We start from the raw sequence: 13,148 nt of genomic DNA, 5'->3' as shown, positions 1-13,148 counted from the left end.
AGTACGGATTGCGAAGTACCCGAGGATCCGCTGGGGCATGAAGCGAGCCGGGTGGTGGTCGGCTCACTTCACTGTGCCACTCCAGCTCGAGGAATGACACTTAATTCTCACATCATGAGACTTTTGGTGCTGACAGTGCGCATCAGTCCAAATCGTCGTGGCGCATCAGTTGCCGTGCCGCCTCGGTGATGGACCCCGTCAACGATGGGTAGATCGAGAACGTCGCTGCCAAATCGTTGACCGACAGGTTGTTCTGCACCGCCATGGCGATGGGCAGAATCAGCTCGGACGCCGTCGGAGCGACAACCACCCCGCCGATCACGACGCCGGTCGCCGGTCGGCAGAAGATCTTCACGAAACCGCGCTTGAGGCCCGACATCTTTGCTCGCGGGTTGGTGGCAAGGGGCAACATGACGGTACGTGCCGGCACGTCACCGTTGTCGATGGCCGACTGACTCACCCCGACCGACGCGATCTCGGGACGCGTGAACACCGCTGAGGCAACAGTTTTCAGCTTGATCGGGGTGACGCCTTCGCCGAGAGCGTGATACATCGCGATACGTCCCTGCATCGCAGCGACGGAAGCGAGGGGTAGCAGACCGGTGCAGTCACCCGCAGCATAGATGCCCGAAACAGAGGTCCTCGATACTCGATCGACACGCAGATAGCCGCCGCGATCCAGTTCGATCCCTACCTTCTCGAGCCCGAGCCCGGAGGTGTTGGGGATGGAACCGACAGTCATCAGCGCGTGAGAACCTTCGACGGTCCGTCCGTCGGCGAGGCGGACGATCACGCCACTCTCGGTCCGCTGGACGGATTCTGCTCGCGCATGCTTGACGAGAGTGACGCCTCTTTCGTTGAACGCGTCCTCGAGCACGAGCGCGGCATCCTCGTCCTCGTGCGGCAGAACACGGTCGCGGCTGGAGACTGCTGTCACCTTGACGCCCATCTCGGTGTAGGCCGAGACGAACTCGGCGCCGGTCACACCGGACCCGACCACGATCAGATGCTCGGGAAGCGCCTCGAGGTCGTAGAGCTGACGCCAGTTCAAGATGCGGTCACCGTCGGGCTCCGCGCCCGGGAGGATCCGTGGGCTCGCGCCGGTTGCCACCAGAACGACATCCGCGTCGAGAACACGTTCCGAACCGTCCGCCGAGGTCGCTCGAATCTGGTGCGCGGCCATACCGACATGCGAGTCGATCATTTCGGCGCGACCGGAAATCAGTTCGACGCCGACCGAGCGCACCCGCGCTGCAATGTCGGAGGACTGCGCCTGCGCGAGCGCTTTGACGCGCTCGTGGATCTGTGGCAGTGCGACCGTCGCCTGCGATGGATCCATCGCGATACCCAGATCGTTCGCGCGTCGCATCTCGGTCCTGATACCTGTCGAGGCGATGAAGGTCTTCGAGGGTACGCAGTCCCACAGAACGCAGGCCCCTCCGATGCCGTCCGAATCGACCAAGGTCACAGTCCCCCCGTGCTGCGCTGCCACCAGTGCTGCCTCATACCCTGCGGGTCCGCCACCGATGATCACGATCCGGGTCATTTGTCCTCTTCCACGTTTGTCACAAAATATGCACAGTTATGGGTCAACGCTATTCCAGTCGACGTCTACGTGCATCGCTAAGGATTAGTTAACATCTGTATCACCTGCTGAAACATGCCGCTCGGGCCTTCCGCCGCCCCGCCGATTCACCGGACGGTTTAGGCTGGCCGACGTGCCAATCTATGCCGCCTACGGGTCGAACATGCATCCGGAGCAAATGCTTCAGCGCTGCCCCCATTCCCCGTCGTCGGGAACTGGCTGGCTACACGGCTGGCGATTGACCTTCGGCGGCGGTGACATCGGGTGGGAAGGTGCACTGGCAACGGTCGCGCAGGACGCCGATTCGAAGGTGTTCGTGGTGCTGTACGACGTCTCGGAAGAGGACGAGGAGAGCCTCGACCGCTGGGAGGGCTCCGAACTCGGAATACATCGCAAGGTCCGGCTGCGCATCGACACCGTGGACGGCCCCGTGCTGGCCTGGCTGTACGTACTCGACGCCTACGAGGGCGGTCTACCGTCCGCGCGTTATCTGGGCGTCATGGCCGAGGCAGCAGAAATCGCCGGTGCTCCCGCGGAGTACGTCCGTGGACTGCGCACACGGAACAGTCGCAACGTCGGGCCCGGCACTTCCAGCTGAACTTCAGTTCGGTTCGAGTGCGAGACCGGTCATCACCTTCACACCGACGGCGAGCGCTCGCTCGTCGAGATCGAATGTGGCCTGGTGGATATCGAGCTGCGGACCGGTACCGGACCACACGCCGAGCCGAGCCATCGCTCCCGGAATGTCTTCGAGGTACCACGAGAAGTCCTCGCCACCACCGGACTGAGCGGTATCGGCCAACGCTGCCGGTCCGACGCGTCGAATAGCGTTCTCGAACGTCCGTGTCACCGCGGGGTCGTTGACCACGGGCGGCACCCCACGCTTGTAGAGCAGCTCGTAACGCACCCCTGTCGGCGCCAGAAGCCCGGCCACGATTTCCCCGACCATGGGTTCGAGCAGAGCCCACGTCTCGTGATCACCGGTGCGTACAGTGCCGGTGAGCATGCCGCTCTGCGGAATAGCGTTGGGCGCCTGACCTGCCACGACTGCGCCCCACACCATCACTGTGCTCGTCCGCGGATCGATTCGGCGGCTGAGCATCCCCGGCAGGCCCGTGATGACCGTGCCGAGTGCGTAGACGAGGTCGGTGGTCAGGTGAGGTCGCGAAGTATGGCCACCGGGTGAATCCAGACGGAGCTCGACGGTGTCGGCCGCCGACGTGATGGCACCCACCCGCACACCGACCTTGCCTACCTCGAGCCGAGGATCGCAATGCAGTGCGAAGATCTTCGATACACCCTCGAGCGCACCGGCCGCCACGACATCCAAAGCTCCACCCGGCATGACCTCTTCGGCCGGCTGAAAGATCAACCGAACACCGAACGGCAGATCGGGCAGCGACGCCAGAGCCAACGCGGTTCCGAGCAGCACGGTCGTGTGCGCGTCGTGGCCGCATGCGTGGGAGACCCCGGGAACGGTCGAGCCGTATGTTGCCCCGGTGAATTCTTGCAACGGGAGCGCATCCATGTCCGCTCGCAAACCCACCCGTGGTCCGCTCGGTCCGATGTCACAGGTCAAACCTGTTCCACCGGGGAGGAGCTTCGGTGACAGCCCGGCGGCCTCCAAGTGGCCGACGACGAAAGCAGTTGTCGCGTATTCCTGACGCGCCAACTCCGGATGCGCGTGAATATGGCGTCGCCACAACGACAATTCGGCGGTGTGGTCGAGAATCCAGGCGTCGACCGCTGCATGCAGATCGATCATCGAGCCGTCGTCCGTGCTTCGACGCCTTCGAGCAACCGGCTCCGTGTGTCTGCATCGAGGGCCGTACGAACCACCGTTCGTGCAAGCAGTCGGGCGCCGTCGAGTACGGCGGTGTCCGCCGACTCGGTGATGCACGATGCGGCGAACTCCGGTTGGTGCGTGACTGCGCCGCCCGAGTCGAGACCGATCACCGGGTGGATCCCGGGCAGAACCTTCGTCACATTTCCCATATCGGTGCTGCCCAGAGGGCGAAATCCTTCCAAATCGGGTGCCAGGGGTGTGCGGCCGATCGACTCGACCTCATCTCGATAGGTGGCGGTAAGCCACGGATCGGGTGTCAGCTCGGTGTAGATCGGCGATACGGTGCGAATCTGGTGAGTGCAACCGGTAGCGATCGCGCCCGCCTGGAAACACGCATGCGCCTTGGACGTCAAGGCAGCCAACGATTCCGAGGTGTTCGCCCGCAGGTAGTAGGCAAGTTCGGCATGTCCGGGCACGATGTTGGGCGCAAGACCACCCTCGGTCACTATCCCGTGCAACTGCTGCCCCGGCGCGAGGTGCTGACGCAGCAGGCCGATGGCAACTTGACTGATGGTGACCGCATCACCGGCATTGATTCCCCATTCGGGAGCTGCAGATGCGTGTGCGGCGCGCCCGGTGAACGATACGGCTATGTCGGACAACGCGAGTGACGTTGCACCCACGATATCGATCGGCCCGGGGTGAACCATCAGCGCCGCGCCCACACCGTCGAAGACCCCACGTTCGAGCATCAGAACTTTTCCCCCACCACTTTCCTCGGCAGGAGTTCCGAGTACTCGAATGGTGATGCCGAGCCGGTCGGCGAGCGGAGCCAACGCAATTGCCGCGCCGACTGCGGCTGCGGCGATGATGTTGTGGCCGCAGGCGTGGCCGATCTCCGGCAAGGCGTCGTATTCAGCGCAGAGGGCGATGACCAACTCGCCACTGCCGTAGGTCGCGGTGAACGCGGTCGGCAGGTCAGCGACGCCAGTGTCGACGGCGAAGCCATGATCGCGAAGAAGGTCGCAGACCTTTGCTGCACTGCGGTGCTCTTCGAACGCGAGTTCAGGCTCGGAGTGAATCGAGTGCGACAACGCAAGCAGTTCGAGTGCAGCACGCTGCACTCCAGCATCGGTCTCGACGATCACCGGCTCAGTCTGTCACTAGTGCTCTCCGCAGCTGAATTCAGCGCGGCGGATTACTTGCCGAAGGCGAAATTACTCTCGTCGGTCGGGGTGTTCAGCGCGGCAAGAAGATCGCCGTGGATAGCGCGCTTGATTCCCGCGAGGTTGTCACCGCGCGTGCTCGTCAACGCCGTCGCCCGCTCGACAGCAGAGGACAATACGGCGTCCTCGGCGACAGCGACGTCGGCGATGCCGGCTGCGACGGCGTCTGCTCCGCCGAAGCGTCTACCCGTGGTCATTGCCTCGACGGCCGTCTGCTTGGGGAGCCTGCTGGTGATCAGGGACGACATGCCTACGGTGAACGGCATGTTCAGGTTCACCTCGGGCAGGCAGTAGAAGCCGCGATCGACGCGGACGACCCGGAAGTCGTGAGCCGTCGCGAACATGGCACCCGCGCCGAATGCGTGGCCTTGGACAGCTGCAACCGTTGCCATCGGGAATGTGAGCAGCCGGGTGTAGAGCGTGTGCACCCGGTCCAGGTAGCCGGTGATCTTGTCGAGGTTGGCGAAAAGCCAGTCGGTGTCGAGACCGTTGGTGAAGAATTTTCCGGTCGCGGTGGTGACGAGTGCGCCGGGCCCCGATATCGATTCGACCTCGTCGAGAAGAGCGTGCGTGCTGTCGATCCAGTCCGGATGGAACCGGTTCTCCGGGTTCTGAGCTGAGTCCTGAGCACCGAGGTACAGGATGTGCACGTCACCGTCATGTTCGAGATAAGGCATGGAGGGATACTACCCGGCGGTAACTTCAGCCGGTGAAGGTCTGCCCGACCGAGCTCGATCCCGAGCCCCAACTGAAGGCAACGCATGGCCTACTGCGGAAACGGTCGCACATCTCCTAGGGTTGCTCACCGTGGGAACAACGAACATCGACGCAGCAGATCCGACCCTCGACCCTCAGGGCGCCGCGGCGCGCGCTGCAGCAGCGATCGCGAAGGCCACCGGCGTCCCATCTCATGCGGTGGCGATAGTGCTGGGATCCGGCTGGCAGGCCGCAGCGGATCGTTTCGGTTCCCCGACTGCGACCATTGCCATGGCCGACCTTCCTGGCTTCACTCCCCCCTCCGCATCCGGACACTCCGGGACCGTCACCTCGGTGACCGTCGACGGCACACATACGCTGCTGCTGCAGGGCCGCACCCACGCATACGAAGGGCACGACTTGGCTAGGGTCGTGCATCCAGTGCGGACGGCCATCGCGGCCGGAGCTACCACGGTCGTTCTCACCAATGCCGCGGGTGGAATCCGAGATGGAATGAAGGTCGGCCAACCGGTTCTCATTTCCGACCATCTCAATCTCACGGCACGCTCGCCGTTGACGGGTGCCGAGTTCGTGGACCTGGTCGACGCCTACTCGCCGGAACTTCGCGTACTGGCGAGCCGCATCGACCCCTCACTGGAAGAGGGTGTGTACGCGGGGCTGCCAGGGCCGCATTACGAAACGCCCGCCGAGATTCGAATGTTGCGCACCATGGGTGCCGATCTGGTGGGTATGTCCACCGTCCACGAGACGATCGCAGCGCGGGCCCTCGGAGCGAGGGTTCTCGGGCTTTCTCTCGTCACCAACCTTGCCGCAGGAATGACCGGTGACCACCTCGACCACAAAGAGGTGCTCGCGGCCGGGAAGACAGCGGCTTCGCGCATGGGTGAATTTCTGCATCGGCTGGTGTCGACGCTGTGACGGCCGAATTGGCGCATCAGGTCGCGGAATGGATTGCAGGTGATCCCGACCCGTCGACGCGTGCGGAACTGGCATCCCTTCCGGAAGACGAATTACGCGAGAGATTTCGCGCTCCGTTGAGCTTCGGCACGGCGGGTCTGCGCGGCGAGGTCCGAGCCGGCCCCAACGGGATGAATGTCGCCGTCGTGGTGCGCACCTCGATGGGGATTGCCGCGTGGCTGCAGAAGGCAGGGCTGGGCGGATCGACCGTCGTCGTGGGCCGTGACGCACGGCACGGATCGGATGCCTTTGCCACTGCAACCGCAGAAACCTTTGCTGCACAGGACTTTTCCGTAGTTTTACTACCTCGACCACTCCCTACGCCGGTGCTCGCGTTCGCGGTTCGCTCGCTCGATGCCGACCTAGGTGTCCAGATCACCGCCTCGCACAATCCTGCCGCCGACAACGGTTACAAGGTCTACCTCCGCGGTGGTGCACAGATCATCCCGCCGGTCGACAAGGAAATCGAGGCCGAGATCGCCGCCGTCGGTTCCGCGGTGGACGTGCCTCGCACCTTCGTCTCACCGGGTGGATCGAGCGTCACCGCACAATATCTGGACCGACTTCCCGCGCTGGTCCGTTCACAGAAGCGGAACATCCGGATTGCCCTGACGCCCCTGCACGGCGTCGGCGGCGACGTCGCGCTCACTGCACTACGCGGCCTCGGATTCCGAGACGTCCATGTTGTGGCCGATCAATTCGAGCCCGATCCCGAGTTTCCGACCGTCGACTTTCCCAACCCGGAAGAGCCCGGTGCAGCGGAGAAACTGTTGGCCCTTGCCGCCGAGGTGGAGGCAGATCTTGCGATTGCACTCGATCCCGACGCAGATCGATGCGCGATAGGCGTGCCGGGGCCGTCGGGGTGGCGAATGCTCAGCGGAGACGAAACCGGAGCACTGCTGGCCAACCACATACTCCACACCGCGCCCCCGGACTCGTTGGTCGCGAACACCATCGTTTCGTCTCGGCTTCTCTCTGTCCTCGCTCCTGCTCGTGGCGCGCGCTACGCGCGTACGCTGACCGGATTCAAGTGGCTGGTTCGCGCCGGCCAAGGTCTGGTCTATGCCTACGAGGAAGCGATCGGCCACTGCGTCGACCCGTCGTTCGTCAACGACAAAGACGGGATCTCGGCAGCTGTCGTCCTCGCGGACCTCGTCGCCCTGCTCGCTGCCGAGAACCGCACACTGGGCGATGTCCTCGACGACCTGGCGCTCGAATTCGGTGTTCACGCAGGAGCACAGGTCTCCACCCGAGTCGATGATCTCGCCGACATCGCAACCATGATGGAACGACTCCGTGCCAAGCCACCTACCGAACTGGCGGGCACCTCCATCACGGTCACCGACCTACTCGCCGACGACGGCCCCCTGCAGACCGATGCAGTCGAATTGGCAGGAGATGGCATCCGCGTCATCGTGCGTCCTTCGGGAACCGAACCGAAGGTCAAGGCGTACCTCGAGGCCGTTCTCCCGGTCCGCGACCGCGCAGACCTGCCGACCGTGCGCGCCGAAGCCGACGCTGTACTCGCCACGTTGCGAAAATTCGCGACCAGCCTGTTTCAGAAGAGTGCGGACTGAACCGCGGGCAACGTGGATTCGTAATCTCCGAACCGAACCCGGCGGCCCTTCAGTTCATGCAGGTCCACCACATAGGAAGCGCCGTCGACGTCCACCACCGCAGCTTGTCCGATGCATGCGCGCACCGTGAACCCGTGCGAGCCGCTCATGAGATCGCTCGGGTAACAGACGCGGTTGCCTGTGGCGAGCTCACGGAATCCGGCTACCTGCCATGATTCATCCACCGTGCGATAGGTGTCCTCACCGATCGGCGGCGCAAGGGAGTCCCGCACTCGATCGGCCAGAGCTGCCGTCGCAGCGTCGAGACGGGCGGTGTCGACGGGCAGTGCGAGCGCGGCGGCTTTTACCGAGGATCGCACGGACTGCCGCACCTGTAGTTGCTCGGTCACCCGATCTTCGAGTACCCGAACTACCTTTCCGTCCGCTGCCCACGCGACATAGCGCGCGCATATGGCCCCTTGCTCGGCAAGCCTGCCCCATTTGCGGGTGTCGGCCGCAGTGCCGACCTTGTGCACCCCGTTCGCAAAGGTCGCGATGTACAGCCAATGTGGTTGCATCACATGGGCTTCGAGCTCACGGGAGACGAAACCTCCGCGATGGATCGTGTGCACGAAACGAAACGAGTCCTTCGACTCGCACCCTTCGCACTGCGAACCTGTCTCGACCGGCAACTGCTCGGGGCACGGAACGTACTCCGAGGGCGCGCCTTTACGGAATGCGATCCGTCCCGTGCACCACCGCTGCGGCCCCAGCGCCTCGAACCCGACACGACCGCCGCGCAGTTCCACGTAATCGACCTCACGCGAAAGGACATCCACGACGCGTAATCGCGGGTCGCCATCACTGGCCGGCCAGGTGACGCCGAGGACGAGTGACGTGCTCAGCGTGGGCCGAACTGGCGGTCGCCCGCATCACCGAGACCCGGGACGATGAAGGCCTCGTCGTTGAGTCGCTCGTCGATACTGGCGGTGACGAGCCGAACCGGCAGGCCCGAGTTCTCGAGTGCAGTGACCCCCTCGGGGGCGACCACCACGCAAATCGCAGTGACATCTGCGGCGCCTCGCTCGACCAACAACTCGATGGTGCGCACCATCGACCCACCGGTGGCGAGCATCGGATCGAGAACATAGACCGGGGTGCTCGACAGATCCTCGGGCAGCGACTCCATGTACGGCACCGGCTCATGGGTCTTCTCGTCGCGCGCCATTCCGACGAAACCTACGCGGGACTGAGGAATCAGGCCGCTCGCCTTCTCGACCATGCCGAGCCCGGCACGCAAGACCGGCACGAGCAGCGGCGGCTGCGACAGACGGGTGCCCTGCGTGAGAGCGACCGGCGTCTTCACCTCGAACGTGGTGATCGCGGCGTCCCTGGTGGCCTCGTACACCAACATGTGGGTGAGCTGGCGCAGCGCCGACCGAAAAGTTGCGTTGTCGCTGCGCTCGTCGCGCATCGTCGTCAGTAGGGCAGCAGCCAAGGGATGTTCGACGACATGTGTATCCATGACAAGAAGGATAAGTGCGGGAACCGATCGGGCCTCACTTGCGTCAAAACCTGTGTAGATCCATTTCATACGCAGAACAGTCCCGAGGGGAACACCGATGGCAGAAGTATCGGCAACAGCGGCTGGAATACTCGCGTATTCCGCGACGGCCGGGACGATGGCCGCACAAGTGACGAGCGCCGCCGCAGCGGCCACAGCATGCGGGCCCGCCGTCCTGACGCCGGTGTTCGGGGCAATCGGCACCGAGTTCCTCACCGCATTCACCGGCACCCACACTGCCCACACGGCCGCGTTGGCACGTTTGGCCGAAGTGCTGGGCAGCATCGGTAGCGCGGCCGCTGGTTCGGCTGCCGGTTACCAGGCAACCGACGCGGCGGCAGCCGGGCACCTACTGTGATCGACGTTCTGACTCGCCCGATCATCGACCTCCTCGGCGCCTTCGGATCTGGTGAGATTCCCACCGGTGGGCCCGCCGACGTCATTCGTTCTTCCTCTTCCGCATTGGATGCGGTCGAGCGGATCGGGGTGAACGCTGTGGCCGAGCTGGCAGGCTCGTGGAGCGGGCCCGCAGCAGTAGCGGCAATCGAGCTGGCCGGGTCCGCCCACACGAGCGCCGTCGCACTTGCCGATCACGGCAACGAGATCGCTACGGTCGTGGATCGAGCGTGTGAAAAGGTCCAGACCGGAATCGTCGAAATGAACGGCATAGTGCAGTCGTTCGTGTCCATAGCCCTCGCTGCAGCCCCGGCGCTCGTCACCCCTGCCGGACAGTCGATGGTGATCGCGGCAGCCATCGAGCACTTGGAACGTGCCCTTGCCGTCGTGGCGCGGGTTCGAGCCGAGCTTGCAGTGCATGCGGCCGAGGTCGGGCAATATCTCGCGCCGCCCTCGGTACCTGCCCCTGCAGGCACCGAAGCTTCGACAGGGCCTGCGGCAGCTCCACCGGTCAGGCCTGCACCGACAGCACCCGCAAATTCCGATCCCGCAGGCCAGTTCGTGCGCAACTTCGCTCAATCGGTGTCCGCTCCCCCGTCGTCGATGAACCCGTCGTCGATGACCCCGGACGGCGCGTCGAACCTGCTTTCCTCACCCAACGCGACGACGTCACCCACCGCAACGATGCCGAATCAAGGGCCGGCGATGTACAGCGGCGCAACGCCGCGAGAGCCTACCGACGTCGGCGCGAAGGGCACGGGCGTCGAGGTAGCGCTTCCCGACGGAAGCGTCGTCACGGCTCCGAACGAACAGGCAGCAGGCGCGGTCCGAAACGCACTGAGCCAACAAGGCACGCCGTACGTGTGGGGCGGCACCGAACCGGGCCGCGGCCTCGACTGCAGCGGCCTCACTCAGTGGGCCTATGCGGAGCAGGGCGTCGAACTGCCCCGCCTGGCGCAGGAGCAAGGAATCGGCACCCCGGTCGCCCAGGACGAGGTCATGCCGGGGGATCTTGCAATCTGGGACGGCCATGTCGCCATGGTGATCGGTAATGGACAATTCGTCGAAGCTGGAGATCCCGTGCAGGTCAGCGATATCCGAACTACCAACAGCGGTATGGGCTTCAAGGGGTAATACTGCAAGCTATGGCTACCTGAAGCGCAGGCACCACGACGAATAGGACTTCCCAATGATTGATCCCGCGGTTTTCGAAGCCAAGGTCGGCACAGTTAGCGATGCGTTCAGTTCACTGACGGTGCACTACCACGTGAGTAGAGAGTTGGGCGAGGAGCCGCGTCCGTCGATCGTTGTGTTTGCGGATCATCAGGACGCTGACGGTTGGATGCTGACGGACCTCACGATCGAGCAGGCTCAGAAGCTGCGTGATCATTTGGATGTGGCGGTCGGTCTAGCTAGGGCGCAGGTGTCACTGCTCGACGGTTAGCAGATTTTCGAGTCACACAGCAGGGCACGTTCATTCGGACGTGTCCTGCTTTTTGTGTTCCACCCCAGAGTAAATCCTGTGACCTTAGCCACAGGATGCGTCAAGGGTCGATTGTCCACCCAAGCGAACCCAGGCGAACCGAAGCGAACACAAGCGAACGGCGCAACCGTGGGTACTCGCGTCGAGGAATTAGCTACTCAGGAAGTGCGTCAGTATGTGCTTATAGTTACTTTCACGCCACAACCCAACAGGAGTAGACACCATGCACACCAAGGGAATTCCCGAAAACTATGCAGCCCGATCCGAAGCTGCCCGAATCCTCGGATGCTCACAAAGAACCGTCGAACGCCACATCTTGGCCGGCAGGCTAAAGAGCTACCGCCTCGGATTGCGCTACGTCGTAGTGGACCTTGATGAGGTTCGGGCGCTGGCACAAAACCTACGGACTCCAGTAGCGATCGCTGCCTGAGAACAAAGCAAAGGCTCGATCGGCGGACCTGCCAGTCCAAATGCCAATCGAGCCTCAACCTTCAACAGGAACACCAGAAAGAGGTACCACTCTTGACTAGCGTTACCCCCACTCTGAACCGTCCCGGGTTTCTTGCCGCTCCTACGCTTGCAACATCTCCGGGCGGAGTGCCGATTCTTGACTGTAGTAGACCTCCTCGAACTCTTCTGGTGTGAGGTAGTCGAGGGTGCTGTGGAGTCGGCGTTGGTTGAACCAGTCGACCCACCCCATCGTAGCAAACTCGACATCGTCGATGGTCTTCATCGGCCCGTTCAGGAACGGGCTCCGCTTCGATACCGCCTCGGTCTTGAATAACCCAATTGTGCTCTCCGCCAACGCATTGTCGTAGGCATCTCCGACACTTCCGATCGATGCCGCAATGCCCTCGAGCACAAGCGTTTCCGCGAACGCGATCGAGGTGTATTGGCTGCCGGCGTCGCTGTGATGAATGAGGCCGGGTCCGACGCGGTGTCCACCGTGATCTCGTCGCCACAGCGCCATCTTCAACGCGGTGGTGACCATAGTGGTGTCTTTGACCGTCGAGGCGTGCCAACCGACGATCGCTCGGGAGAAGCAGTCGATGACGAACGCGACGTAGACGAACCCCGCCCACGTCCTGGTGTACGTGAAGTCGGTGACCCACTTCCGATTCGGGGCCTCGGAAGTGAAATCACGGTCGAGCAGGTCAGGGGCCCGTGTGGAATTCTTACCGCCCTGAATCGTGGTGCGGTGCCGCCTGCCTCGGACAACGCCGGACATACCCTCGTCGCCCATCAGTCGGTCGACTGTGCAGGCAGCCGCGCTATGGCCCTTCCTGCGCAGGTGGCGATACATCTTGCGGCGGCCGTAGAGCTCTTCAGGTTCGCCGACCGTGTCGCGGAGCGCGGCGGTGAGGTACGCATCGGAGATCGTGCGGGCCGATGGTGGTGCGCTCTTCCAGTTGCGGTACGTGCGTGGGGCGACCTGCACGCCGTGCTCGGTGAGCACGCGGCAGATCGACTCGACCCGGTAGTTCTGTGCACGCATCTGATCGATGAACTGGACTATCTGCGGCGGCGAGGGTCGAGCTCCCTCGCGAAGAAAATCGATGCCGACTTCAGAATTTCGTTGGCTTCCTTGAGATCTCGGTTCTCACGCTCGAGTTCCTTGATTCGCTGTTGCTCCTCGGTCGTTGCACCGGGAGTTTGGTTGGCATCGATCTGAGCTTGGCGTGTCCAGAGCCGGAGTGACTCCGCGCCGACACCCAGTTTCGGTCCGATTGCCTTGCATGCGCCGTAGACGGAGTTGTACTCGTGGAGGTGGTCGAGGACCATCTTCACCGCACGCTCACGTTGCTCGGCCGGGTAACGCTTCGACATGTGCTTCATCCTTCACAAAGAACGAAGCGGCATCAAACCCGGGACGGTTCA

General features: G+C 63.3%; 14 protein-coding genes. 7 read left to right on the top strand and 7 right to left on the bottom strand.

What is annotated here, in order from left to right; all coding sequences use genetic code 11:
* Positions 1-142: 142 nt before the first annotated feature.
* Entirely contained in the window at positions 143-1,546 is a 1,404-nt protein-coding gene (locus tag BJD99_RS10585; protein WP_084346808.1) for an NAD(P)H-quinone dehydrogenase, read from the bottom strand.
* Positions 1,547-1,718: 172 nt separating this feature from the next.
* Here BJD99_RS10585 and BJD99_RS10580 point away from each other — a divergent pair, with 172 nt between their 5' ends.
* Positions 1,719-2,183 carry a gamma-glutamylcyclotransferase gene (locus tag BJD99_RS10580; RefSeq protein WP_084346807.1) on the top strand — a complete coding sequence of 155 codons (465 nt, stop codon included), beginning with the start codon at positions 1,719-1,721 and terminating at the stop codon, positions 2,181-2,183.
* Between the two features lie 3 nt (positions 2,184-2,186).
* On the opposite strand, the gene BJD99_RS10575 is transcribed toward BJD99_RS10580, so the two are convergent.
* Genes BJD99_RS10575 through BJD99_RS10565 form a run of 3 tightly spaced genes read right to left on the bottom strand, consistent with a single transcriptional unit; the run spans position 2,187 to position 5,274 of the window.
* Positions 2,187-3,350 carry a M20 family metallopeptidase gene (locus BJD99_RS10575; RefSeq protein WP_373270534.1) on the bottom strand — a complete coding sequence of 388 codons (1,164 nt, stop codon included), beginning with the start codon at positions 3,348-3,350 and terminating at the stop codon, positions 2,187-2,189.
* Positions 3,347-4,519, bottom strand: a complete 1,173-nt coding sequence (locus tag BJD99_RS10570) for a M20 family metallopeptidase (protein WP_084346806.1) — start codon at positions 4,517-4,519, stop codon at positions 3,347-3,349. Before BJD99_RS10570 ends, BJD99_RS10575 begins: the two co-directional genes overlap by 4 nt.
* 50 nt (positions 4,520-4,569) lie before the next feature.
* On the bottom strand, positions 4,570-5,274 hold the full coding sequence (locus BJD99_RS10565) for an enoyl-CoA hydratase/isomerase family protein (RefSeq protein WP_084346805.1): 705 nt from the start codon (positions 5,272-5,274) through the stop codon (positions 4,570-4,572).
* Between the two features lie 130 nt (positions 5,275-5,404).
* Between BJD99_RS10565 and BJD99_RS10560 the strand changes: the two genes are divergently transcribed.
* Both BJD99_RS10560 and BJD99_RS10555 read left to right on the top strand, forming a co-directional pair.
* Positions 5,405-6,232 (top strand): purine-nucleoside phosphorylase, encoded by an 828-nt coding sequence (locus BJD99_RS10560; protein WP_084346933.1) that lies wholly within the window; start codon positions 5,405-5,407, stop codon positions 6,230-6,232.
* 8 nt (positions 6,233-6,240) lie between these two features.
* Positions 6,241-7,848 (top strand): phospho-sugar mutase, encoded by a 1,608-nt coding sequence (locus BJD99_RS10555; RefSeq protein WP_179142292.1) that lies wholly within the window; start codon positions 6,241-6,243, stop codon positions 7,846-7,848.
* Here BJD99_RS10555 and BJD99_RS10550 read toward each other — a convergent pair.
* Together BJD99_RS10550 and upp are read right to left on the bottom strand one after the other, a co-directional pair.
* Entirely contained in the window at positions 7,830-8,666 is an 837-nt protein-coding gene (locus tag BJD99_RS10550) for a DUF2797 domain-containing protein (RefSeq protein ID WP_256895609.1), read from the bottom strand. The two genes, BJD99_RS10555 and BJD99_RS10550, sit on opposite strands and share 19 nt — an antisense overlap.
* A gap of 62 nt (positions 8,667-8,728) precedes the next feature.
* Positions 8,729-9,352, bottom strand: coding sequence for a uracil phosphoribosyltransferase (upp, locus tag BJD99_RS10545; protein WP_084346931.1), 624 nt, complete (start codon positions 9,350-9,352; stop codon positions 8,729-8,731).
* A gap of 97 nt (positions 9,353-9,449) precedes the next feature.
* On the opposite strand from upp, the gene BJD99_RS10540 reads away from it, so the two are divergent.
* The 4 genes from BJD99_RS10540 (at position 9,450) to BJD99_RS21510 (ending at position 11,700) form a co-directional block, all read left to right on the top strand.
* Complete coding sequence (locus tag BJD99_RS10540; RefSeq protein WP_084346803.1) at positions 9,450-9,749, top strand: type VII secretion target; 300 nt, start codon at positions 9,450-9,452, stop codon at positions 9,747-9,749.
* Positions 9,746-10,921: a C40 family peptidase gene (locus tag BJD99_RS10535; protein WP_084346802.1), complete on the top strand. Its 1,176-nt coding sequence runs from the start codon at positions 9,746-9,748 to the stop codon at positions 10,919-10,921. Before BJD99_RS10540 ends, BJD99_RS10535 begins: the two co-directional genes overlap by 4 nt.
* Positions 10,922-10,976: 55 nt before the next feature.
* Positions 10,977-11,231: a hypothetical protein gene (locus BJD99_RS10530; RefSeq protein ID WP_084346801.1), complete on the top strand. Its 255-nt coding sequence runs from the start codon at positions 10,977-10,979 to the stop codon at positions 11,229-11,231.
* 262 nt (positions 11,232-11,493) lie between these two features.
* Positions 11,494-11,700 (top strand): helix-turn-helix domain-containing protein, encoded by a 207-nt coding sequence (locus BJD99_RS21510; RefSeq protein ID WP_143542114.1) that lies wholly within the window; start codon positions 11,494-11,496, stop codon positions 11,698-11,700.
* Between the two features lie 141 nt (positions 11,701-11,841).
* Here BJD99_RS21510 and BJD99_RS10525 read toward each other — a convergent pair.
* Positions 11,842-13,097 (bottom strand): IS3 family transposase gene (locus BJD99_RS10525; RefSeq protein WP_143542010.1). Its coding sequence is split into 2 segments (ribosomal slippage): positions 11,842-12,824 and positions 12,824-13,097, totalling 1,257 coding nucleotides; the frame shifts between segments, so codons are not numbered across the junction.
* Between the last annotated feature and the right edge of the window lie 51 nt (positions 13,098-13,148).

The organism is Rhodococcus sp. 1163, from assembly GCF_002091985.1.
GTDB lineage: Bacteria > Actinomycetota > Actinomycetes > Mycobacteriales > Mycobacteriaceae > Rhodococcoides.
The sequence above is the reverse complement of the archived record's forward strand: the minus strand, read 5'-3'. Positions and strand labels throughout refer to the sequence as shown.